At 40.0% G+C, this 21,787-nt stretch carries 21 protein-coding genes; 14 read left to right on the top strand and 7 right to left on the bottom strand.

The window, feature by feature from the left end; genetic code table 11:
* Positions 1–30: 30 nt before the first annotated feature.
* Complete coding sequence (locus H4J63_RS08670) at positions 31–528, bottom strand: M48 family metallopeptidase (RefSeq protein ID WP_182195991.1); 498 nt, start codon at positions 526–528, stop codon at positions 31–33.
* 24 nt (positions 529–552) lie between these two features.
* Positions 553–1,401: a DUF72 domain-containing protein gene (locus H4J63_RS08665; RefSeq protein WP_182195988.1), complete on the bottom strand. Its 849-nt coding sequence runs from the start codon at positions 1,399–1,401 to the stop codon at positions 553–555.
* 247 nt (positions 1,402–1,648) lie between these two features.
* Between H4J63_RS08665 and aspS the strand changes: the two genes are divergently transcribed.
* The 3 genes from aspS to H4J63_RS08650 all read left to right on the top strand — a co-directional run bounded on the left by aspS (position 1,649) and on the right by H4J63_RS08650 (position 4,405).
* A complete protein-coding gene (gene aspS, locus H4J63_RS08660) occupies positions 1,649–3,427 on the top strand; it encodes an aspartate--tRNA ligase (RefSeq protein WP_182195986.1) in 1,779 nt (592 codons plus the stop codon).
* Positions 3,428–3,561: 134 nt separating this feature from the next.
* The gene (locus tag H4J63_RS08655) at positions 3,562–3,792 is read left to right on the top strand and encodes a hypothetical protein (protein ID WP_076924392.1); all 231 of its coding nucleotides are present in this window, start codon (positions 3,562–3,564) and stop codon (positions 3,790–3,792) included.
* A gap of 16 nt (positions 3,793–3,808) precedes the next feature.
* A complete protein-coding gene (locus H4J63_RS08650; protein WP_182195983.1) occupies positions 3,809–4,405 on the top strand; it encodes a pentapeptide repeat-containing protein in 597 nt (198 codons plus the stop codon).
* A gap of 72 nt (positions 4,406–4,477) precedes the next feature.
* Here the strand turns inward: H4J63_RS08650 and H4J63_RS08645 are convergent, their stop codons facing one another.
* Positions 4,478–4,801, bottom strand: a complete 324-nt coding sequence (locus H4J63_RS08645) for a hypothetical protein (protein WP_002959968.1) — start codon at positions 4,799–4,801, stop codon at positions 4,478–4,480.
* A gap of 129 nt (positions 4,802–4,930) precedes the next feature.
* Here H4J63_RS08645 and H4J63_RS08640 point away from each other — a divergent pair, with 129 nt between their 5' ends.
* Positions 4,931–5,698 (top strand): alpha/beta hydrolase, encoded by a 768-nt coding sequence (locus tag H4J63_RS08640; protein ID WP_182195980.1) that lies wholly within the window; start codon positions 4,931–4,933, stop codon positions 5,696–5,698.
* Positions 5,699–5,756: 58 nt separating this feature from the next.
* Here the strand turns inward: H4J63_RS08640 and H4J63_RS08635 are convergent, their stop codons facing one another.
* Positions 5,757–6,959: a bifunctional alpha/beta hydrolase/OsmC family protein gene (locus H4J63_RS08635; protein WP_182195977.1), complete on the bottom strand. Its 1,203-nt coding sequence runs from the start codon at positions 6,957–6,959 to the stop codon at positions 5,757–5,759.
* A 266-nt stretch (positions 6,960–7,225) separates the two neighbouring features.
* Here H4J63_RS08635 and H4J63_RS08630 point away from each other — a divergent pair, with 266 nt between their 5' ends.
* Together H4J63_RS08630 and H4J63_RS08625 are read left to right on the top strand one after the other, a co-directional pair.
* Positions 7,226–8,065, top strand: coding sequence for an isopenicillin N synthase family oxygenase (locus tag H4J63_RS08630; RefSeq protein WP_024599825.1), 840 nt, complete (start codon positions 7,226–7,228; stop codon positions 8,063–8,065).
* A 200-nt stretch (positions 8,066–8,265) separates the two neighbouring features.
* Positions 8,266–9,660 (top strand): DEAD/DEAH box helicase, encoded by a 1,395-nt coding sequence (locus H4J63_RS08625; protein WP_024605555.1) that lies wholly within the window; start codon positions 8,266–8,268, stop codon positions 9,658–9,660.
* Positions 9,661–9,784: 124 nt separating this feature from the next.
* On the opposite strand, the gene H4J63_RS08620 is transcribed toward H4J63_RS08625, so the two are convergent.
* Together H4J63_RS08620 and H4J63_RS08615 are read right to left on the bottom strand one after the other, a co-directional pair.
* Complete coding sequence (locus tag H4J63_RS08620; protein WP_024605556.1) at positions 9,785–10,540, bottom strand: DUF3307 domain-containing protein; 756 nt, start codon at positions 10,538–10,540, stop codon at positions 9,785–9,787.
* Complete coding sequence (locus H4J63_RS08615) at positions 10,540–11,163, bottom strand: hypothetical protein (protein ID WP_024605557.1); 624 nt, start codon at positions 11,161–11,163, stop codon at positions 10,540–10,542. The genes H4J63_RS08620 and H4J63_RS08615 overlap by 1 nt, the downstream gene beginning before the upstream one ends.
* A 150-nt stretch (positions 11,164–11,313) precedes the next feature.
* On the opposite strand from H4J63_RS08615, the gene H4J63_RS08610 reads away from it, so the two are divergent.
* The 7 genes from H4J63_RS08610 (at position 11,314) to H4J63_RS08580 (ending at position 17,347) form a co-directional block, all read left to right on the top strand.
* The gene (locus tag H4J63_RS08610; protein ID WP_138585228.1) at positions 11,314–11,817 is read left to right on the top strand and encodes an NYN domain-containing protein; all 504 of its coding nucleotides are present in this window, start codon (positions 11,314–11,316) and stop codon (positions 11,815–11,817) included.
* A gap of 174 nt (positions 11,818–11,991) precedes the next feature.
* Entirely contained in the window at positions 11,992–12,912 is a 921-nt protein-coding gene (nudC, locus tag H4J63_RS08605; protein ID WP_182196012.1) for an NAD(+) diphosphatase, read from the top strand.
* A gap of 9 nt (positions 12,913–12,921) precedes the next feature.
* A complete protein-coding gene (locus tag H4J63_RS08600; protein ID WP_024605559.1) occupies positions 12,922–14,103 on the top strand; it encodes a cystathionine beta-lyase in 1,182 nt (393 codons plus the stop codon).
* 143 nt (positions 14,104–14,246) lie between these two features.
* On the top strand, positions 14,247–15,074 hold the full coding sequence (locus tag H4J63_RS08595; RefSeq protein ID WP_182195974.1) for an ABC transporter permease: 828 nt from the start codon (positions 14,247–14,249) through the stop codon (positions 15,072–15,074).
* On the top strand, positions 15,071–15,979 hold the full coding sequence (locus H4J63_RS08590; RefSeq protein WP_170072922.1) for an ABC transporter ATP-binding protein: 909 nt from the start codon (positions 15,071–15,073) through the stop codon (positions 15,977–15,979). Before H4J63_RS08595 ends, H4J63_RS08590 begins: the two co-directional genes overlap by 4 nt.
* Positions 15,979–16,353 (top strand): PH domain-containing protein, encoded by a 375-nt coding sequence (locus H4J63_RS08585; RefSeq protein ID WP_024599818.1) that lies wholly within the window; start codon positions 15,979–15,981, stop codon positions 16,351–16,353. The genes H4J63_RS08590 and H4J63_RS08585 overlap by 1 nt, the downstream gene beginning before the upstream one ends.
* Before the next feature lie 199 nt (positions 16,354–16,552).
* Positions 16,553–17,347: a putative porin gene (locus H4J63_RS08580; RefSeq protein ID WP_182195972.1), complete on the top strand. Its 795-nt coding sequence runs from the start codon at positions 16,553–16,555 to the stop codon at positions 17,345–17,347.
* A gap of 92 nt (positions 17,348–17,439) precedes the next feature.
* Here H4J63_RS08580 and H4J63_RS08575 read toward each other — a convergent pair whose 3' ends face one another.
* The gene (locus tag H4J63_RS08575; protein WP_182195969.1) at positions 17,440–19,287 is read right to left on the bottom strand and encodes a M2 family metallopeptidase; all 1,848 of its coding nucleotides are present in this window, start codon (positions 19,285–19,287) and stop codon (positions 17,440–17,442) included.
* Positions 19,288–19,454: 167 nt separating this feature from the next.
* Between H4J63_RS08575 and H4J63_RS08570 the strand changes: the two genes are divergently transcribed.
* The gene (locus tag H4J63_RS08570; protein ID WP_182195966.1) at positions 19,455–21,731 is read left to right on the top strand and encodes an acyl-CoA dehydrogenase; all 2,277 of its coding nucleotides are present in this window, start codon (positions 19,455–19,457) and stop codon (positions 21,729–21,731) included.
* Positions 21,732–21,787 lie beyond the last annotated feature (56 nt).

Here is a 21,787-nt window from a genome sequence, read left to right as displayed (position 1 = left end):
TCGATAGATATTTGTCACAGCCAAAATCAGTTAATTATATGGATTCTCTCCCATTGCGACGACCACACAAAAAATTCTTAAATCTAATTCTAGCTGGTGGTAACTCGGCTCCATATGGCAGCAAAGTTGATAAAAGCCTTTGTTGTGATCTTTTTCTTTAAAGTGGGCGAGTTCGTGTACTACTAATGCTTTTAATAATGGCTCCGGAGCGCGCAGTAAGTCGCTGTTTATCGCTAAATCGTGCTTACGGGTTTTACCTTGCATGCGGTAAGTATGTGTACCGAGTGCGTTGGTGACCATATCGCCTTGCTTTTTAAATGCTGCGCGCCCAAACGGCGGTGCGTTTTTTAAATACTGTTTTTTAAGCTCGGTTGCGTAGCTATAAAGTAGTTTATCGCTAGTAATGGTATGTGCTTGCGGATACTTTTTAAGTAAGTAGTCACATACCTTGTTGTTATCTATAAGGCTTAATACTTGCTCAACAATGTTAGCTGGGTAGCCGGTAAAGTAACGTGCGTATTCACTCATTATTGTTTCTCTGTCGTTTTACTTTTAAAAAAGTGCTTGCTGGTGGGCTTCTTTTTCGCCAGTAAATGGGTTTAATGCTTTGTGATTATAACCAAGGTCTTTACAAAAGTGCCTTGCTAATAATGGCGCTTCTCGGTTATCTGCCGTATGAAAAAACACATACGGTGTTTTACCCTCATCAAGCCATTGTTTTACTTTACCAAGCCACGGTTTATAAAAGGATTTATAGTCGTTTTGTAAATCGGCTATGACAAAGCGCGCCATAGGCTCTGAGCCAGTAGCTATTGCATGTACCGGTAAGTGGGGCTTTTTTTGCTGTGCATCTATTAGCGCTTCGGTTGTTGGTTTTACCGCAAATAGGGCGCGAGTATCCATCGATATGCGATTTATGTTGTTTGCTATTAATAATTGGTTAAGCGCTATTTCGGCTTCACCCTTTTGAAAAAATGCAGTATGACGTACTTCTACGCCGTAATTAACCTCTTTTGGTAATAGGCTAATAAATTGGGCGAGTTTGGGTAAGTCACCAGGACCAAATGCTTTAGGTAATTGCAGCATGATCTGCCCAGTTTTTTCTAAAATAGGGGAGAACAAGTTAAGCCAATCAGTAAGCTCGGTTTGAACATTAGTTAGGTGCAGCTCGTGGCTAAAGCGACGATTAAACTTAAAAGTAAATTTAAAATCGTCGGGAACGCTATTTGCCCAGCGCAACACGGTGCTTGGCGATGGATCGGCGTAAAAGCTGGTATTGCCTTCGACTGAATTAAAATGCTGAGCGTATTGGCTAAGCATATCGGCGTTTTTACATTGGCTTGAAAATAAATTGCCTTTCCATGCATTGCTCGACCACTGCGGGCATCCAATATATAACATACAAACTAGCGCCTTATTATAAAGTGGCGATAGTGTAGCAAATAACAAAACGAGCTGCTGTAAATTCAGGGGCAAAAGCGGCACACGCCCTAGCATCTTGATACTACTTGGGTATAATGCAGGGCTTAATTTGATTATTTTTAGATTGCTAGCGGCTTTATTTGTATTGTGGTGACCTGTTTTTTAAATCACACGCCTTAAAACAAATAACTTTAACCGTTTAAGCCTTTTATCTGACAGGAAAACTATGCGCTCTATATATTGCGGACAGCTAAATAAAACTCACGTAGATCAAGAAGTAGAACTATGTGGCTGGATCAACAAACGACGTGACCTTGGTGGACTTATCTTTGTCGATTTACGCGATAGAGAAGGTTTAGTACAAGTTGTATTCGATTCTGACATTGAAGAGTTAATGAGTTCAGCTAACACACTTCGCCAAGAATTTTGTGTTCAGTTAAAAGGTGTTGTTCGTGCACGCCCAGACAGCCAAGTAAATAAAGACATGGCAACAGGGGAGATCGAAATTTTAGGTAAAGAGCTTAATATTATTAACCGCTCAGAGCCATTACCACTTGATTTTAACCAAGTAAACTCAGAAGAGCGTCGTTTAAAATACCGTTACCTAGACTTACGTCGTCTAGAAATGAGTGACCGTATTAAATTACGTGCTAAAGCAAGCAGCTTTGTTCGTCGCTTTTTAGATGAAAACGGCTTTTTAGACATCGAAACACCTGTACTTACTAAAGCAACACCTGAAGGCGCGCGCGATTACTTAGTACCGAGTCGTGTTCATAAAGGTAGTTTTTACGCTTTACCACAGTCTCCACAGTTGTTTAAGCAATTGTTAATGATGTCGGGTTTTGACCGTTACTACCAAATTGTTAAATGTTTCCGTGATGAAGATTTACGCGCCGATCGCCAACCAGAATTTACCCAAATAGATATAGAAACCTCGTTCATGAGCTCTGATCAAGTACGTGGTATGACTGAAAAAATGATCCGCGAAATGTGGCAAACATTGCTAAACGTTGATTTAGGCGATTTTCCAATCATGCCTTACAGCGAGGCAATGAGCCTTTACGGTTCTGATAAGCCAGATTTACGTAACCCGATGAAATTAGTTGATGTTGCAGATTTAGTTAAAGACGTAGAGTTTAATGTTTTCTCAGGTCCGGCTAACGACGAAAAAGGTCGCGTTGCTGTGTTAACTGTACCGGGTGGCGCTAAGCTTTCTCGTAAACAACTTGACGATTACACTAAGTTTATTGGTATTTACGGCGCTAAAGGCATGGCGTGGATGAAAGTAAACGACCACACTGCAGGCGCTGAAGGTGTTCAATCGCCAGTGGCTAAGTTTTTAAGCGAAGACGTAATCACAAAATTACTTGAGCGTACTAATGCACAGTCTGGCGATATTATTTTATTCGGTGCCGATAAGCGCAACACAGTAAATGAAGCAATGGGCGCGCTACGCGTTAAGATTGGTGTTGATTTAGAAATCACTAACCTTAATAGCTGGGCACCACTTTGGGTTGTAGATTTCCCAATGTTTGAAGAAGATGACGAAGGCACATTACATGCTGTACATCATCCATTCACTGCACCAAAAGATATTACTGCAAGTGAGCTTGAAGCAAACCCAGCCTCTGCTATTTCAGACGCCTACGATATGGTATTAAACGGCTACGAAGTAGGTGGTGGTTCGGTACGTATTCATAATGCAGATATGCAAGAAACCGCATTTAGAATTTTAGGTATTAACGAGCAAGAGCAACAAGACAAGTTTGGTTTTTTACTTGATGCACTTAAATACGGCACACCACCACATGCTGGTTTAGCATTTGGCCTTGACCGTTTAGCAATGCTTTTATGTGGTACCGATAACATTCGTGACGTTATTGCTTTCCCTAAAACAACACAAGCGTCGTGTTTATTAACCAACGCGCCAAGTAAACCTAACCTTGATTCGTTAGCTGAGCTTGCAATTAGTGTTGTAGAAAAAGAAGTATCAAGCGAAGAGTAATTATTACTTAGCTTTTGAGCTGAATTTAAAAACCCTTAAGTTATATGCTTAAGGGTTTTTTTATGGTTAAATTTATAGCAGAGTGTGTTTTAAACGAATAAACGAATAAACGAATAGACGAAAAAGGAATTATTATGTCGATCAATGCAACCTTATTTGGTGAGTTTTTAGTTTTTATTATTGTGCTGTGTATTCCTATTTTTGCTGTAATTAGCTACAAAATAGGTAAGCGTAAAAGTACTATGCCGGGTGTTTTAGCTTTTGTGGGTGGCTGTTTAGCGCTATTTCCACTACTTGCTTTGATTTTTATTGCAGTGCTTGCGCTTAAAAAAGATTTACCTAAAAGTAATGGCTACACGGGTTAAATTTAATAGGTGAATTGTGTTGTTAAGTAATAATAACCAGTATTTTGATGAACAATTTAATGCTTTACAGTACGCAGAGCAATTAACTGAAAACTCTGAGTTTGAAGAGTGTATATTTATCGATTGCGACTTTTCAGACGGGCAGTTTAAAAATTGCCGATTTATAGAATGTAGTTTTAAAAACTGTAATTTATCGTCACTAAAATGGAACTACAGTTCGCTTGAAAATGTAAGTTTTAGCCACTGTAAATTAAATAGTTTGCAATGGGCTGATGTAGATTGGCCAGCGCTAAGTATTAACGCATCGGTGAGTTTTAATTATTGCGAGCTCAGTAATAGTTCTTTTTTTGAATTAACTCTCAAAGCCCTCAAACTAACACACTGCTTTGCCAAAAATGTTGATTTTAGACACGCTGATTTAAGCGGTAGTGAATTTACAGGAACAGATTTTCGCGATAGTGAGTTTTTTCAAACTAACTTAACAAAATGTGATTTTGTAGGTGCTAAAGCGTTTAATATAGATTTGAATAATAATATTTTAGCGAATGCTAAGTTTGATCGCTTCGAAGCACTTAATTTGCTTACCAGCCTTAATATAGAGCTGTGTGGTTAATTTAGTTTAATATGGTTACATACCTAGAAGCGACAGCTTAGTTGGGCTTCTAGATACTGCGTGACTGCGTAATTAACGGCTTGGGCCATTTTTATTACGTGCACTGGCAAGTTGTCTTGCGATTTCTAATAACGCTGGTGAAATATCTTCAGCGCCATCTTTAATTAGTTTTGTAACATCACCTGACGAAAACAAACCGTCACGTGGTGATTTAATACCTAACTCACGAACAAAATCCTTCGTTTTACCTGTGCTGCCTGTTTCAATAAACTTAAAAATAATACGTTCATTGTTGTTTTTAGCAGGGGTTTTTAGTGTTTCGATTTCGTCATGTATTGCCGTTAGTTTGTCTTCTAAAATTTCTATACGTTCTTGAATGCTATTGTATGATTTCATTTATTGGATCTTTTACTAAATATATTTAAACAATGGCGGCTATTATCGCATAGTTTGACAATAGAGAATGCAAACCTATAAAGTAAAAGTTATTTTTAATTAAAAACAATAATTTATATAAGTTTGAACATGCAAAAAACACTTAAAAAGCTTTTTATGTTAGGCGCACTAGCTCTAAGTACATCAGTTATAACCACATCAGTAATAGGCGCGACAAGCTATGCAAACGATGGCGTTATAACTGATGAAAGCCGTAATCGCACTATTCCTATCAATATCACACTACCAAGTAACAATGCTAAGTGCACTGAACAAGTAAAATGCCCTGTAGCGTTTATTAACGCAGGTTACAGGATTAGCCATAACGGGTATACGTTTGCCAGTAATGCGTTTAATCAGCGTGGATATTTAACAATAGCCGTTGCACATGAGCTAAAAAGTGACCCTTACTTAAACCGTGAGCAGCCTTACTTAACCACTCGCATGGAAAACTGGCATCGTGGCGTAGTAACGCTTAAGTTTTTAGTTAATGAGCTATCGAGTAAATACCCAGCATACGAATTTACAAAACTCACCTTATTTGGGCACTCAAACGGCGGGGATATTTCCGCATTATATGGCTCTATTTATCCAAACGAAGTTAGCACTATTATTACGCTCGATCATCGCCGCATGTTGATCCCGCGCAATAAAAACATTCGCGTACTTACTCTACGCGGTAGTGATTACCCAGCTGATGCGAATGTGCTGTTAAACGATTCAGAGCTGGATAAGTTTCCTGTTACACAAACACTAATAGAAAAATCGCGTCATAACGATATGTACGATGGCGGGCCAAAATGGCTGGTGGATAGAATGAGTAAAGAAGTAGAGGGATTTTTAGATAGTAAAAATTAGGTTTATAAAAGTTAAATCACAGCGCAGTGTTACCTGCGCTATATTAATTTCACGGCAGTTATTCTACCAGTTCACTTACAATAACTGGGTTATTGTGTAGTGTTTTATGCACTGGGCATTTGTCGGCTATTTCGAGTAAACGCTGGCGTTGTGGCTCTGTTAAGTCGCCACGTAAGGTGATTTTACGGGTAATGGCTTCAAGGTTACCGGTTTTCTCACAATCGTCGCAATCTTTGTTGTAATCGCGAGTGTGATCAAGTTCTACTTTAACATGCTCCAGTGGTAAGTTTTTACGTGTAGCGTACATACGCAGTGTCATGGCCGTACAGGCACCAAGCCCCGCTAATAAGTGATGATACGGATCGGGGCCTAAGTTTTTACCGCCTACTTTTATTGGTTCATCTGCAAGCCAAGTATGATCTTTTGTACTTACGTGCTGAGTAAATACATGGTCTTTTTCTTCAACAAGTACATTTCCACCCGTTAAACTTGCCGTGTATTTAGTTTTGTCGTACTTAACATAACGGTTTGCCCACGTTGCAATTATTTGTGCAGCGTAGTCGGCATCGTTTTTATTTGTTAAAAGGTGATCGGCGTTATCTAGGCTAATAAAGCTTTTAGGATGCTTAGCTGATGCATAAATTTTTTCAGCTTCACTAATATTTACCGTCGCATCAATAGGGGAGTGCATTACTAATAATGCGCGCTTAAGTTTACTTATGTGGCTTTTATCGTACTTGGCTATATCGTCAATAAATTGCTTTTTAATGGTAAATTCACGGCCGGCTAAGTTTACTTTAGCTTCACCTGCTGCGTTAATTTCATCAAGGTGTGCTTCAAAGTTATGCGCTACGTGCTGCGCATCTGACGGTGCACCAATGGTTGTAATAGCCGATACTTCAGGAATATGCTCCGCAGCAGCAAGAACGGCAGCCCCGCCTAAACTGTGGCCAATGAGTAGTTGCGGCGCCGCAAAATGCTCACGTAAATGATTTGCCGCAGATACTAAATCTTGAATGTTTGATGAAAAGTTACTGTTAGCAAAGTCGCCATCGCTATTACCTAAACCGGTAAAGTCGAAACGTAGTACGGCAATGCCTTGTTGTGTTAAAGCTCGGCTAATACGGGTGGCTGCTGCAATGTCTTTACCGCAGGTAAAGCAGTGTGCAAATAGCGCGTAAAACTTAACGTCACCAGAGGGAAGTTCAAGTTGGCCGGCAAGTTCTAAATCGCCGCTTTTAAAAGATACTTTTTGTCGCATGGGGAGCCTTATTTACACAAATAAAATATATTATATTAGTAGACCATATATAAGCACTAAACCTTGCAAATTCAACGTTTTTTTGTAAGTTGATCTTGATCAAGCTAAGTGGCGGTGGCTATGCTTTGCGGACATATGTCCTTATGTTTTTAAGGTCATTTGTCTATCCTCGCATAGCGCTATAATGAAGGCTTTGCTACTTTATCTTAGCTATTTGCTACTATTGAAGCAGTTCACTTCTCACAACCTATTCACTGGAACGTACAATGCAATTACCTACTGTTGATTATAAAGCTCCCGATGCGGCTGCACAATTTGTTGAATCATTAAGAAATACTGGATTTGGCGTTTTAAAAAACCACCCAATCCCACAGTCTTTAGTTGAGTCTATTTACAAAAATTGGCAAGACTTTTTTAACTCAGAGCAAAAGCAGGACTTTTTATTCTCTAAAGAAACTCAAGACGGTTACTTTCCGCCTTCAGTATCTGAAGTAGCGAAAGGCTTTACAATAAAAGACATTAAAGAGTACTTCCATGTGTACCCTAAAGGTCGCGTTCCTGCAGAGCTTGAAGCTGATGTACGTGAATACTACCGTTTAGCAAGTGAATTTGCTGGTACTTTACTAAGCTGGGTGCAGGCTGAATCTCCAGCTGATGTACGTGCTAAGTTTTCGATTGATTTAAAAGACATGATTGCCGGTTCTGAGCAAACATTGTTACGTATTTTACATTATCCGCCAATGACAGGTGATGAAGAGCCAGGTGCTATTCGCGCAGCAGCCCACGGCGATATTAATTTATTGACTGTATTGCCAGCTTCTAATGAGCCTGGTTTACAAGTTCAAAAAACAGATGGCGGTTGGTTAGACGTGCCATGTGATTTTGGCAGCTTAATTATTAATATTGGCGACATGCTACAAGAAGCGTCGGGCGGGTATTTCCCATCGACAATTCACCGTGTAATTAACCCAACGGGCAAAGCATCTACTAAATCGCGTATATCACTGCCGTTATTTTTACACCCGCATCCAGATGTTGTGCTTTCAGAGCGCTACACGGCAGATAGCTACTTGCAAGAACGCCTGCGCGAGTTAGGTGTTAAGTAACTCTTATACTTAGAGTAATTAAGTATAAATATAAAACGGCTTATGGCCGTTTTTTGCATTTTTAAGCAACTTGATCACAGGTTTAATTTTATTAAGCTATGCTCAATTGCTCGCAACGTAAATAATGGCATGCATTCTTAGCTACTACAGGTATAATGCGCGCAACTGGCTAATGTAGCCTAATTTAAAAGAGAGTTTATATGAGTTTTGAAGGTTTAGGTTTATCACAGTCTTTGGTTAATGCGGTTTTAGAAAAGGGCTATGAAACGCCAACGCCGATTCAGGCTCAAGCAATTCCTGCAATTATTGAACGCCGTGATGTTATGGCGGCAGCGCAAACGGGTACTGGTAAAACAGCAGGTTTTACATTACCACTTATTGAACGTTTGTCTTCTGGCCCTAAAGCTAAAAGTAACCACGTACGTGCACTTATTTTAACGCCTACACGTGAGCTTGCTTTGCAAGTAAGCGAAAACGTTGAAGAGTACGCTAAGCATTCGGATGTGAGCTCGTTTGTAGTTTACGGTGGCGTTAAAATTAACCCACAAATGCAGCGTCTTCGTAAAGGTGTTGATATTTTAGTAGCAACGCCGGGTCGTTTAATTGATTTACATAATCAAAATGCCGTTAAGTTTGATAGCGTTGAAGTGCTTGTACTCGATGAAGCTGACCGCATGTTAGACATGGGCTTTATTCACGATATTAAACGCTTAATTGCTAAAATGCCTGCTAAACGTCAAAACTTGATGTTTTCGGCTACATTTTCAGATGAAATTCGTGCATTAGCAAAAGGGTTAATTAATGACCCAGTTGAAATTTCAGTTGCAGCAAAAAATACCACTGCAAAAAGTGTTACTCAGTGCGTTTACGCGGTAGATAAAACACGTAAAACAGCATTGCTAAGCCACTTAATTCGCACTAACGATTGGCAACAAGTATTAGTGTTTAGCCGTACAAAGCACGGTGCTAACCGCTTAGTTAAACAACTTGAACGCGATGACATTGTAGGCGCGGCCATCCATGGTAATAAATCACAAGGCGCACGTGTTAAAGCACTTGATGGTTTTAAAAGTGGTGAAGTACGCGTATTAGTAGCAACAGACATTGTTGCACGTGGCTTAGACATTGTTGAATTACCGCATGTTGTTAACTACGATTTGCCAAATGTATATGAAGATTACGTTCACCGTATTGGCCGTACAGGCCGTGCTGGTGCGTCGGGTCATGCGATTTCGTTTGTAACGGTTGATGATGCTGTTGATTTATACGGTATTGAACGCTTTATTGGTGAGCTTATTCCACGTGCTGAAGAAGACGGTTTTGAGCCTATTAACCCAGTAGCAGAGCGCGCATTAGATGCTCGCCCACTGCCGGCTAAAAAGCCTAAGAAAAAGCAGCCTTTTAATAAGCCTAAATCTGATAGCAGCAAGCCTAACAGCAAAAAGCCGAACAATGGTGGTAATGGTACCGGCCCACGCCGTGGTGGTTCTAAAAAGCCAGCAGCTAAAACAGATGACAGCGCGCAAAACCCATGGGCAAAGCGTGAATCTGTTGGCGGTAATGGCCAACGCCGTCGTCGCACCAATAGCGATTAATCATTATTAGTGATTGCACTAGCGTTTAATTAATTTAGAATTTAGTTAAAGGCAGATACAAAAAACGCGCTCCCTTCTTTAATTAAATAGAAGAAGCGCGTTTTTTATTGTCTGTAATTTGTACTTACTGTATTGCCTGCCTGATTAAATAGTTAATACCCAAGCCGACAAATAAAGTAACACTTACGCTAAGTAATGTGCCGAGCATAACGTACTCGGTAAGTTTTTTATCTTTACTTGCACTTAAATCGCCAAACCTAAATACTGACTTTGCCGCAAGTAAAAAGCCAAGCCCTGCAAATTGATCAAGCAATATAAAGCTCAGCATTAGTACGCGCTCAAGCATACCAATGCTTTGCCCTGCAAGTGGTAAGCTACCAGTACTTGAAAAGTTACTTGTTAAACGCTCTAACATCATTCTTATAAATACGGCGCTGGGACTTAAAATAATTAAATAACCGCATACCACCCACAGTATTTTGGGATCAGTGAGCATATTTTTAATTGCAGCCATAAAGCTACTGTTATCAGTTAACCAAATACTGAGCGCAATAATAACGAGTATGTGCGCTATTTGATCTAGTAAAAAAGGCACCACGCCTTTATCAGAATACGATTTAGCTATATCAATAAAGTAATGGCTCAGCATAATGCTCGCCGTGGCAATTAAAACACTGCTTAGTTGCTGCCACCCGAATGTGTATTCCCACAGGGTAATAATGAGTGCACTTGTTACACCATGCACTAGTACATGAAAATAAAGCTTACTGGCTTTAAAGTGACGGGTATTTCTGTCGTTTACCCAACTCATAGGTTGCCAGTAAAAATCAGCGAGTAAGTGGCCAATAATAAGCGCGACCAGTAAAAGTGAAAATTCCATTATTCACCTCCTTTAATTATATTTTTTATAACGTGTTGTGTGTGCTTAATAAAGCGTTCTATAAGTTGGTAGTGCGCTAAATTTAGTAGTTTGGTTACGTTTTCGCGACTTGTTTTAAGCTCTTTAGCCAGTGCCGCGTGGCTGTTGTCTGGTGATGTTAAATAGACATACAGGGCATTTGCTTGTTTTTGTGTGATTTTAGTGAGCAATACGTCGGCAAAGGCTAAATTAAGATTTAAGCTTTCATCGAGCTGCTGCTCGTTAATATTAAAAACAAAGCGTTGATTGCCTATTTTATCAAGGCCTTGCCCCGAAAGAGTAAAAGCAGAACCGGTTGCTGTTTTTATATCGCTGCGTGGGTTATCTATTTGCCCAAGTGCCAAGCTTTGTCGTAGTTCATAACCTGACGATTTAAGGTGTAAATATACAAGTAAGGCATTTTTAAAAAGGAGCTCAGGATTGTTAACTTGTAACTGAAAGGCATCGCCTCGGTATATATTCCAAAGGGTTTGCTCACCCGAAATGTTTCGCAAACTTTGCTCTAGTTGATAAAGCATGGCATCGTATTGCTGCTTAGGGATTGTTTGCGATTTAATAATATCGCCGCTGATCACACCAATCATAAAAATCTCAAAATGGTTACTTTTTAATATGTAACCAATATTAGTTACATAAGGGTATGTAACTAATTTAGGTTACTTAAATATAAATTGCAAGGTACACTTATTTTATAACGTTACTTTTATTGCTATTAATCCTCACTAGGACACTAAATGACTTTACAAAACGAGCAGCAAAGCACGAAACCACGGGTCGGTATTTTTGTTGATGTGCAAAATATTTATTACACGTGCCGTGAGAGTTACGGGAAAAATTTTGACTACAATGCGTTTTGGCGAATGATGGAGGCGCAATACAATATTGAGTGTGCTTTTGCGTATGCTATTTATCGAGGGGATGAAAAGCAAAATCAGTTTCAGAATATTTTGCGTGCGATTGGTTTTGACGTAAAGCTAAAGCCATTTATTCAACGTCGTGATGGAAGTGCTAAAGGCGATTGGGATGTAGGCATAACAATAGACATGTTAGAGCAGGGTAAAAATCTTGATAAGGTTATTTTGCTCTCTGGCGATGGTGACTTTGCCTTGTTACTTGGGCATTTAAAAAATCAATATAATGTACCGTGCGATGTTTACGGTGCTGACCGGTTAACCGCTGAGGTATTAAAACAAAGCGCTGAGCAATTTCATTTAATTGATAATACTTTGCTACTTTAATAGCAAAAAATAGTTAAAAAAATGCAAGCTAAGTGCCTGCAACATGAGAGATTTTAATACAAAGCCGTAATAGATGAATTAAGCCCTATATAGGCTTTTTTTATTACTGTAATCAATTGGGTTTGCTAAATGATTATGGTAATTTTAAAGCATAACGAGTTACCAAGGACTTACATGCTTCATTACAGCAACATGCCACTAGATAGAGGCTCAAATTTTCGTAAAGACCCATCGTGGCTTAAAGCGCAAATGTCGGCGCAAAGTAAATGGGTTTTAGTTAAAAACAATCAAACCCTATTTATTAAAGATACCCCTAAAGTAAGCTATTTAACGTATCAACAAGTGGCGCATTTAGATTTAACGAGTGCTATTTTTGTTGGTTTAAATAATGCTAAACATGGTGTGTTTGCATTGGATGTATCTGATCTGGATGAAAGAGTACTTACGCCTTTAATAGAGGGCGCTCAATTTTTTGATATTCGCCAATATGGGCCTCAAGTAACCATTAAATATGCCTCAATAGCCGCCCTTGCGAGAGGTTTATGTTATTGGCATGCCACGCACCGTTTTTGTGGGCGCTGCGGTAGTAAAAACCGTTCAGTGGAAGCAGGGCATTCTCGTGTATGTGAAAACGAAAACTGTAAGCATCCTACATTCCCTCGTACCGATCCTGCGGTAATTATGGTTGTTACTAAAGTCTTTGCTGACGGAGTAGAACGCTGTTTATTAGGTCGCCAAGCTGCGTGGCCTATCGGTATGTATTCGTCGCTTGCTGGATTTGTAGACCCAGGGGAGACACTGGAACAAGCTGTTGCACGTGAAGTTAAAGAAGAGGCAGGTATAGAGGTTGATAACGTACGTTATGTTGCATCTCAGCCTTGGCCGTTCCCATCGTCCATTATGCTTGGTTTTTTTGCACAGGCGACATCTGAACAAATTAACGTAGATAAAGAAGAGCTAGACGATGCAAAATGGTTTAGCCGTGAAGACTTAGAGCAATTTGGTAATTGGCACGAAGACGGCGAGCATTTAAAGCTGCCTAGAACCGATTCTATCTCTCGTTATTTAATTGAGCATTGGCGCACAAACCCTTAAGGATTAACAATGTCGAGTAAAAGTAATAAAAACACTCAGCTGGTATCATCAGGGCGAAAAAAAGCCTATACACATGGCGTAGTCAATCCCGTTGTACAGCGTGCATCTACCATTGTATTTGATACTGTAGCCGATTTAAAAGAAGCAGCTAAAACCCGTGGCGATAAAACGTTATTTTATGGGCGCCGAGGAACAACAACACACTTTGCGCTACAAGAAGCGATTACAGAACTTGAAGGCGGCGAAGGGTGTGCATTGTACCCTTGTGGCGCTGCGGCGATCAGCCAAGTATTTTTATCGTTTTTAAAAACCGGTGATCATATTTTAATGGTTGATAACGTATACGAACCAACTCGCGATTTTTGCGATAAAATTTTAGTGGGGCTGGGTATTACAACAACCTATTACCCGCCAACCATTGGCGCAGGTATTAAAGATTACATTCAGCCAAATACTAAAGTGTTGTTTTTAGAATCTCCAGGCTCTATTACGATGGAAGTGCAAGATGTGCCCGCTATGGTAAAAGTAGCCAATGAGCACAACGTAATGACCATGCTTGATAATACCTACGGTAACGGTCTGCATTATCGCCCGTTAGAGCACGGTGTTGATATTAGTATTCAAGCTGCAACAAAGTATATTGTTGGCCATTCAGACGTGATGATGGGGGTGGCTGTTGCTAATAAAAAGTATTGGCCAACCTTGCGCGAAAACTCATACTTACTAGGGCAATGTACCAGTGCCGATGATGCGTATTTAGCACTTAGAGGCCTGCGTACAATGGGTGTGCGTTTAAATCAACATGAAAAAGCAGCAATAGAAGTAGCTAAATGGCTCGAGCAACATGAGCTTGTTGATCATATTCGACACCCTGCATTTGAAAGCTGCCCAGGGCATGAGTTTTTTAAACGTGACTTTGATGGCAGTAATGGGTTGTTTTCATTTGTTATGAAAACCGGCAATCAAAAAGCGATTGATGCCTTTTTAGATAGCCTTGAGCATATCAAAATGGGCTTTTCATGGGGCGGTTTTGAAAGTTTGGTAACGGCTAATTTAACTATGAAAGGGCTACGTTCAAATACAGGTTGGGATTTAGGCCCGGTTATTCGCCTGCATATTGGCCTTGAAGATGTTGAAGATTTAATTAGCGATTTAAGCCAAGCACTTGAGGTTTATAAGCAGCATTTATAATATATATCGCAATTTATGCTGTTACATTTAAATGTATTGTTACAAAGCTCACCATAGGTGGGCTTTTTTTTGCTGGTAATTCAAGGTGTTTACACTTAGTGTGGATAAATACACAGAAAATAAAAAGTCATTAAGGATAGTCAATGGCAACACTATTACCGATAAACGTAGGGCGATTAACGCAAATAGCGGGATTTGAGCTTGTACGTATGTTTTTAACTAAACGTGGACTTATTGCATTAGCTGCCTTTGCATTGGTTTGGCTAATCATACTGCGCTACCCAATAGGACAAGCAGTAGGCATTGTAAGTGCGCCCGATTTTGAGCAAATAGCCCGTGATATATCAGGATCTATTGGTTTAAGTAAGTTATTAGATTGGCCTGAGGCCGAATTTGCTATGTACTGGTTAATAGCCCTGTATAGCTTTCCCGTTTTTGGTTTATTTATTTGTAGCGATCAAACAGTAGGCGACAGAGAGCGTGGCACACTGAGGTTTTTATCACTGCGCTCCACTCGCTTTGAAATACTGTTTGGCCGTTTTTTAGGGCAGCTAGCGGTATTAGCCTGCTTAGTGGGCATTACTCTTGTGGCTACGCTCGCTGTACTAGGGTTTAGAGATCCAAGTTTACTGGCTGGTGGTTTTGCCCGTGCACTTTCTATATTTTTAATATTAGTGATTACTCTGTGCCCATTTGTAGCACTTATGACGTTAATAAATACTTTTGCTCGCTCATCGCGCTTATCTATTGTATTGGCTATTTTATATTTTGCAGCAGGCGGTATTGTAGTTGGTATATTGCAATGGCAAATACCCGCATTAGGCTTGCTTGATTATTTATTTCCGGGTGTGCAAATAGAGTTATTAGCGGGGCAAAATTTACCATTATTAAGCGCTGTTGCTATTCCCCTTGTGCAAACTGCGGTGCTACTAAGCGTTGCTCAACGTATTTTTGCAAGGAGCTCACTATGAGACCATTAATTACAGCTAGCGGTTTGAGTAAATCGTATGGTGCAAAACTTGCGCTTAATAATGTGGACTTTGAAATTAACAAAGGCGCGCCAGTGGCGCTTGTTGGGCCAAATGGTGCGGGTAAAACTACCTTATTTAGTTTGTTGTGCGGCTATATAGCGCCAAGTAAAGGCAGCCTTGAAATATTAGGGCATAAACCAGGTAGTGCTGCTTTATTTAATAAAGTAAGTGCATTACCGCAAGATGCACAACTTGACCCTCGTTTTAATATAGACAAGCAACTCGCCTTTTATGCAAAACTACAAGGTATGGGGGCAAAGCAAAGCCAAACTGAGGCGCTACGTGTACTTGATTTAGTTGGCTTAAAAGAAATTGCAAAGCAGCGTGCCGGTGACTTATCGCACGGTATGCGCAAGCGCGTTACGATAGCGCAAGCACTTATTGGTTCACCACAAATTGTAATGCTTGATGAAGCAACCGCAGGGCTTGATCCGATTCATGCCAGAGAAGTACGTGAGCTAGTATCTGAATTAAGTGAGCAGGCTACATTTATTTTAAGCTCTCACGATTTAACTGAGCTTGAGCGACTATGCTCACAGGTACTTCATTTAGATAAAGGCGTACTAAGCGAGCACCAAACAAAAACTAATAATACCGATAAACACTTTTATACATTAATGCTAAGCGAGGCTTATCAAAATGTTGAGCAACAGCTTCAAGCAATTGCAGGGGTGAGCCGGGTGTATATGAGCCAACATAAAGAATATGTAGTTGAGTATCAGCCAACAGGTGAGCCGCTTGATATTGCACTGCTGAGTTTTTGTCATCAGCACAATTGGAAGTACAGGCAGTTAGTTAATGGTCACACATTAGAGAATCAAATATTTAAACAGGAGAAAGTATAATGGGTTTACTTAGCGGACTTATGGGTAATGCAAGCGAAGTTGACGATTCTGATTTAGAGAAAATCCTCGCCAATACATTAATTGACGGTGAACAAGTAGAAAAGGCATATAAAGTAGTACGTGATATGTTTATTTTTACTAATAAGCGCTTAATCTTAATTGATAAGCAAGGTATGACCGGTTCTAAAATGGAAATGGTGAGTGTTGCTTACTCTAAAATAACCAAATTTAGTAAAGAGAGCGCAGGGCATTTTGACTTAGATGCCGAGCTAAAAATATGGGTTGGCTCAGATCCAACACCAATTAGTAAAGAGTTTAAGTCTGGCGATAATATTAACGATGTTTACCGTATTATTAGCCAACACGCGCTTTAATACGGTACATGTTTTAAGTAGTTGTTGACTAGATGTTGCAACTACTTTAATTTTACAGTTTACAACACATCCTTACAATTAACTTAATAAATACAACTGGTTAGTTAAGTTTTCATTCAGTTTCCTAACGTTAGCATGTGCCTCGACTTTAGCAATACAGCTAGAGCATAAAAAGCAATGTACATAGGGAAGTCTTACAATGAAAAAATTAGCAGTTATTATTTCGAGCATTTTATTATCTAGCACTGCGGCTGCTGCAGACAGCTATAATTCAATTAGTAACCTAAGCTACAAAAATAGCGATAACAACGATACTGTTGCTGTAGATTCTATTTACTATTTATCTCCTAAAAAAACTTTAGGCCCGTACGATCAGTTTGAATACATCAATAAACAAACTAACGTATATGGTGGCTACGCTGATGACGACTCTGATGATGTTACAAAAGTTGGCGGCGAATACTTTATTAATGAGTTTGTTGTTGGTGCATCTTACGAGAATACAGACCTAGATTCAGGCTCTAACCGTGAGCTTTATAAACTGACGGGTGGTTACTTTTTCAACCCTGATTTACTTGCAAAAGTAACACTAGTTGAAAACAAAGACGGCGATGATTACGCATTATTTGATTTAGCTTACAACTACATGCTTAACAGCACAGATTACGTAGGTGTTACACTTACATCAGACGACGACTTTGATTACCGCGCAGTTGCGGCTAAATACTTTATTGATTTACAGCAAGGTAACTACCTAACATTTGAAGGTAAATACGAAAGTATTGATGATGCAGAAAACCAATGGGTAGCAGAAACTAACTACTACTTCTCAAAAGCAACATCTGTATTTGCTAACTACAATAAGCAAGATACTTATAGCTTTGGTGCTCAACACTTCATCAATAAAAATATTGGTGTAAAGGTGGGTTACGAAAACAACGCTGATGATTCTGATAACGATGCGTACTTTGCTAACATGCGTTTTCAGTTTTAATTAAGTCCCGTACTTAGTTAATACAAAAGTAATATTAAAAAGCCCGCTAAATTTAGCGGGCTTTGTCGTTTTTGTACAAGTGCATTACTTTATTACCAGCCGCAGTTGCGACCTTCGTTTTGTTTATCTAAATATGTTTGTAATGGTGCAAAGTAATCGAGCATTGCTGTTGCATCCATTTGCGGCTTACCTGTTACAGTTTCAAGCGCTTCTTGCCAAGGGCGAGATGAACCCATTTCAAGCATAGCGTTTAGCCTATCCCCTGCTTCTTTTGAATTATAAATAGAGCAGCGATGAATGGCTTTATCGTTACCGGCAATTTCACATAAGCTGCGATGAAACTCAAATTGTAAAATATGCGCTAAAAAGTAACGTGTATAAGGCGTGTTACCCGGAACGTGGTACTTAGCACCCGGATCAAAGTCGTTTTCGCTACGTGCGATAGGAGCTTGCACTCCTTGGTATTTTTCACGTAGTTCCCACCAAGCTTTATTGTAGTTCTCTGGGGCTACTTCACCTGAAAATACCTGCCAGCGCCACTGATCAACCATTAAGCTAAACGGTACAAAGGCGACTTTATCAAGTGCCATTTTCATCAACAAACCGATATCTTTAGATTCATCAGGTACTTGTTCAAGTAAGCCGATTTGTTTTAAGTAACCCGGTGTAACCGATAAGGCAATGGTGTCTCCAATGGCTTCATGAAAACCATCGTTTGCACTTTCTTGATAAAATAAAGGTTGTTTATTATAAGCGCGTTGATAAAAGTTATGACCTAATTCATGGTGAATAACTGAAAACTCTTCGCCTGTGCGCTGAATACACATTTTAATGCGTAAATCGTCTTTACTATCGATATTCCATGCTGATGCATGACACTGCACATCTCTGTCTTTTGGTTTTACAAACAATGAACGCTCGTAAAATGTCTCTGGTAGTGCGTCAAAACCCATTGATGTAAAAAAGTTTTCTGCCCCTTTGACCATTTTAAGTTCGTCGTAATTATTTTGAGCTAATAACTCGGTTACGTCGTAACCCGGATCGGCGTTTTCTGGTGCAACTACATCGTAAATATTACCCCATGCTTGCGCCCACATATTACCAAGTAAGTGCGCTGGTATAGGCTGATCTTGAGGTACTTTGTCGGTGCCATACTTTTCACCTAACTTTGCGCGAACATGGCAGTGTAGCGAGTTATACAGTGGTTTAACTTGGCCCCAAATACGGTCAAGCTCGGTGGTGAAGTCATCAGCAGGCATATCGTATTTACTGCGCCACATAGCGCCCGTATCGGCATAACCAAGCTCTTTTGCACCTTCGTTGGTAAGTGCTACTTGTTGCTCGTAAAGTGAGCGCATAGGTTTTGATATTTGACGCCAGCCTTGCCATAAATCAAGCAGTTCGTTGTAATCTCGGCTGGTGGCCATTTTTGAAGTCATGTCGCCAAGGCTTAAACAGCTGCCGTCTTCTTTACAGTATTTACCTTTACCGTATAGCCCGCCAAGCTCTGCGACAATTTGTGAAAGTTGCGCTGTTTTATCAGCGTCTTGTGGGGCAGGAAGTGTAAGTGCGAGTTTTAGTTTATCAAGTTTACGGCGAGCATCGTAATCAAGCTCTAGTTCATCATATTTTGCAGCTTCATTGGCTAAACGCACGACTGTTTCGGTCATTTTACGGTTAACTTCAGCCGATAGAGCCGACGTATCATGAGTAATAAAGTTTGCGTAAATCCATTCTGCACGGCTCGATTCTAAATAAAGTGCACTTAGTTCTTTTTCTGTGTTTGTTATAAATGTTTTTGCAACTTTAGCTGTTACAGCTTTTTTAGTGTGTGCTGAATCGGTAGTGTCTATCGTTACTTCTGCATCGCAGGCCGTTAAAGCAAGAGTACTTGCTACCATTAAGGCGCTCATACTTAGTTTAAATCGAAAGGGGGTCATGCTATTCCTTTAATTTATTGTTATTAAAACGTTGATAATAGCAGTGATGTTTAAAACAATAAAATGGATGTGTTAAGGCTCACGACTCGTCGTGCAATGATTGTATTTAAATTAAGATGGGTCATAATTAAGTTACTATTTTCATTCAATGTGTAAGGAATGTGCGCATGTTAATATTTATAATATTGCTGGTCGTGGTGGTGGTTATTTTTGCGGTTAAAGATATTCGCCTAAACTTGATTAGTCGTCCTACGTTTAAAATGTTCAAAAAGGTGCTTCCGCCATTATCGCAAACAGAGCGAGAGGCGATGGAAGCAGGTGATGTTTGGTGGGATGGTGAGTTATTTAGTGGTAACCCAGATTGGCAAAAACTGCACCGCTTTCCTAAACCAGAGCTTAGCGATAAAGAAAACGAATTTATGACTAACCAAGTAGAAACCTTATTGGGGATGCTTGATGATTATCAAATTGTACAAAAAGACAAAGACTTACCAAAAGAAGTGTGGGATTACCTAAAAACAGAAGGTTTTTTTGCGCTGATCATTCCTGAAAAATTTGGCGGTCGTGAGTTCTCGGCAATTGCTAATTCAACGATAGTGTCAAAAATTTCGACTAAAAGCTTAACAGCCGCAGTCACTGTTATGGTGCCTAATAGCTTAGGTCCAGGTGAGTTACTTCTTCACTATGGTACTAAAGAGCAGCAAGATCGTTGGCTGCCAAGTTTAGCTGATGGTACAGATGTTCCTTGTTTTGCACTAACGGGTCCAGAGGCGGGCTCTGATGCTGGCAGCATTCCTGATTCAGGCGTTGTGTGTATGGGTGAGCACAATGGCGAGCAAGTAATGGGCCTGCGTTTAAATTGGTCAAAACGTTACATTACGCTTGCACCAGTGGCTACTGTACTCGGCTTAGCATTTAAAATGTATGATCCAGACGCTTTATTAGGTGATAAAAAAGAGCTAGGTATAACGTGTGCGCTTATACCAACCGATCATCCGGGTGTTGAAACGGGTGAGCGTCATTATCCGCTTAACATGGCCTTTATGAATGGTACCACTTACGGTAAAGGTGTATTTATACCACTGGATTGGATCATTGGTGGACAAGAGTGTGCAGGGCGTGGCTGGAGAATGCTTGTTGAGTGTTTAAGTGCAGGGCGTGGAATATCACTACCAGCATTAAGTGCAGCAACTGGGCATTTAGCTTCAAAAATGACATCGGCATATGCCATGGTACGCCAGCAGTTTGGTGTATCTATAGGGCAATTTGAAGGCGTGCAAGAGGCACTTGCGCGTATTGGTGGTTTAACTTACACACTTGAGTCGTGTAGATTAATGACCGCAGGTGCGATTGATTTAAAATTAAGCCCGTCGGTTGTAACAGCGATTGCTAAATACCATATGACTGAAATGGGTCGTACGGTAATGAATGATGCAATGGATATTCATTCAGGTAAAGGAATTCAAGTAGGGCCTAATAACTATTTGGCGCATGGCTATATGGGGATTCCAGTATCAATTACAGTAGAAGGCGCGAATATTTTAACGCGTAATTTAATGATATTTGGTCAAGGTGCAACGCGCTGCCACCCATTTGTTTTAAAAGAAATGGAAGCCGCTGCAATGGAAGATGACGACGCAGCACTTGAACAATTTGATGGTTTATTAATGAACCATATATTATTTGCAGCAAGTAATGCAGGCATGGCATTTGTGCATGGCTTAACACGTAGCTACTTTGCTAAAGCGCCTGTAGGTGGTGAGACGGCTATTTATTATAAACAACTGAGTAGAATGAGCCGAGGCTTAGCTATTTGTACAGACGTTGCAATGTTAATGCTTGGCGGTGAGCTCAAACGTAAAGAAATGATATCAGCGCGTTTGGGTGATGTATTAAGTCATTTGTACTTAGCATCAACTGTTTTAAAACGTTATGAAGATGAAGGGCGCCAACAAGCGGATTTACCATTTGTAAAATATGCAATTGAGAACTCATTATTTGAAATTGGCCAAGCGTTTAATGGCTTCTTTAAAAACTTTTCAAACCCGGTTGTTAATTTTATCCTTAAACGTATCGTGTTCCCGCTTGGAAACCATTACCACAGACCAAGTGATGAAATAGCACAAAGTATTTGCGAGCGTATGACTCAACCTGGTGTATTTAGAAACCGCTTAACGCATTTATGTTATGTAGATGAAAATGCAGGTACAGGGGTCATGGAAAGCGCATTTTTAGCTATGCATGATATGCAAGCGCAGTTTAAAGACTTAAAACAATGGCAGCGTAAGGGCAGTGTGCCTGCAACGCTTGATATTGAAGGTGCTATAAATTATGCGCTTGAAAATAAGTTGTTAGAGCAAACGGATGCTGATGCAATGCATCATGCTAATAAGCTACGTAAGAAAGCCATTGCAGTTGATAACTTTCAACCTGGTGAGCTGTAGCGCACTACTTTAAATACTAACTCAAGCATGATCAAAAAGGCCTTACAAATGTAAGG

The organism is Pseudoalteromonas sp. 5Ae-yellow (assembly GCF_014077565.1).
Lineage (GTDB): Bacteria > Pseudomonadota > Gammaproteobacteria > Enterobacterales > Alteromonadaceae > Pseudoalteromonas.
The sequence above is the reverse complement of the archived record's forward strand: the minus strand, read 5'-3'. Positions and strand labels throughout refer to the sequence as shown.